This is a genomic window from Actinotalea ferrariae, assembly GCF_019733465.1.
GTDB classification, from domain to species: domain Bacteria; phylum Actinomycetota; class Actinomycetes; order Actinomycetales; family Cellulomonadaceae; genus Actinotalea; species Actinotalea ferrariae_A.
In genome coordinates, this window is record NZ_JACVQL010000369.1 from 1 (window position 1) to 2,102 (window position 2,102).

Annotated in this window: 1 protein-coding gene; it reads right to left on the reverse strand. The window is 72.9% G+C overall.

From position 1 onward, the window contains the following. Positions 1 to 89: 89 nt before the first annotated feature. The gene (locus ICW40_RS19890) at positions 90 to 1,823 is read right to left on the reverse strand and encodes an ABC transporter ATP-binding protein (protein WP_221655714.1); all 1,734 of its coding nucleotides are present in this window, start codon (positions 1,821 to 1,823) and stop codon (positions 90 to 92) included. Positions 1,824 to 2,102 lie beyond the last annotated feature (279 nt).

The following is a 2,102-nucleotide window of genomic DNA, read 5'->3' on the forward strand; positions in this document are numbered from 1 at the left end:
CACCGGCGCGGCGGGCGGCGCGCCCGCGGGGCCACCCGCTCCCGGCGCCGGCGTCCCGGGCCGCGTCACGGGCCCCGCCGGTCCGGTGCTCATCGCGCCGCCTCCTGCTCGCTGAGCTGCGACAGGACGATCTCGCGGTACGTCTCGTTGGTCGCCATGAGCTCGTCGTGCGTGCCGGCACCCACGACCGCCCCGACGTCGAGCACGACGATGCGGTCCGCGTTCCGGATGGTGCTCACCCGCTGCGCGACGACCACCACGGTCGCGTCCTTCGTCTCGGGCGCGAGCGCGCGGCGCAGCGCGGCGTCGGTCGCGTAGTCCAGCGCCGAGAAGGAGTCGTCGAAGAGGTACACGGACGGCCGGCGTACGAGCGCGCGTGCGATGGCGAGCCGCTGACGCTGACCACCCGAGACGTTGGTGCCGCCCTGGGTGACCGCGGCCTCGAGGCCGCCCATCTCCCGCACGAAGTCCGCGCCCTGCGCGACCTCGAGCGCGTGCCACAGCTCGTCGTCGGACGCGTCGTCCTTGCCGTACCTCAGGTTGGACGCGACCGTCCCCGCGAACAGGTACGGCTTCTGCGGCACGAGCGCCATCGCACCCCACAGCGTCTGCAGGTCGAGGTCCCGCACGTCGACGCCACCCACGCGCACGATGCCGGCCGTGACGTCCGAGAGGCGCGGGACCATCTCGAGCAGCGTCGTCTTGCCCGAGCCCGTGGACCCGATGATCGCCGTCGTCCGGCCGGGCTCGGCGAGCAGGCTGACGCCGCGCAGCACCGGCTCGTCCGCCCCCGGGTAGCGGAAGACGACGTCGCGCAGCTCGACGTCCACGCGCGCGGGCAGGGACGTCACCGGGTCGGTCGCGGGCACGACGCTCGACGCCGTGCCCAGGACCTCCTGGACCCGCTCGGCCGAGACCTCGGCGCGCGGGACCATCATGAACATCATCACCGCCATCATCACGGCCATGAGGATCTGCATGATGTAGCTGAGGAACGCGGTGAGGGACCCGACCTGCATGGACCCGTCCGCGATCCGCTGCCCGCCGAACCACAGGATGGCGACGCTCGACGCGTTCATCACCAGCATCACCGTGGGGAACAGGAAGGCCATGAGCCGCCCGACGGCGATCGCGACCGTCGCGAGCTCGTCGTTCGCCGTCGCGAACCGCTCGCGCTCGTGCGTGTCCCGGACGAACGCGCGGATCACGCGGATGCCCGCGATCTGCTCGCGCAGGATCCGGTTGATCCCGTCGATCCGCTCCTGCATCGACCGGAACAGCGGTCGCATGCGCACGACGGCGACGCCCAGCACGGCCACGAGCACGGGAACGACGACGAGCAGCAGGCCGGACAGGACCACGTCCTCGCGCAGAGCCATGACCACGCCGCCCACGACCATGACGGGAGCCGCGACCATGATCGTCAGGCTCATGAGCACGAGCATCTGGATCTGCTGGACGTCGTTCGTCGTGCGCGTGAGCAACGACGCCGCGCCGAAGCGCCCGACCTCGCGCGCCGAGAACGTCTGGACGTGGTCGAACAGGGCCGCCCGGACGTCGCGGCCCAGCGAGGTGGCGACGCCCGCTCCCGCGTGGACCGCCCCGATGGCGCACACGACCTGCAGGACCGTCACGCCCAGCATGAGCGCGCCCAGCCTCAGGATGACGCCCGTGTCACCGCGCGCGATGCCGTCGTCGATGATGTCGGCGTTGAGGCTCGGCAGGTAGAGGTTGGCCACCGCCTGGACCAGCTGGAGAAGCACCACCACCCCGAGCCGCGACCGGTAGGGCGCGAGCCGGACGCGCAGCAGCGCGACGAGCATGCTGCGGCCGCGGCCGGTCGTGGTGCTCACCGGCCGAACGTAGCCCCGCCCCCCGACATGGTTCCCGCCGTTATTCGCAGGGCGAACGACGTGCGGACCTCATGCCTGGACGGCGTCGGCCGCCCTCAGGACTGGTAGGGCGGCGGCGTGATCCCCGGCCCGTCGGGCGGCGACTGCGCCTGGCGGCCGGACTCGGGTGCCGACGGGGGCGTCGGCGCGGGCGGCGTCGTCGGCGGGACCTCGGCCGACGGCGGGGCAGCCTGGGCCTGAGCCCCGACG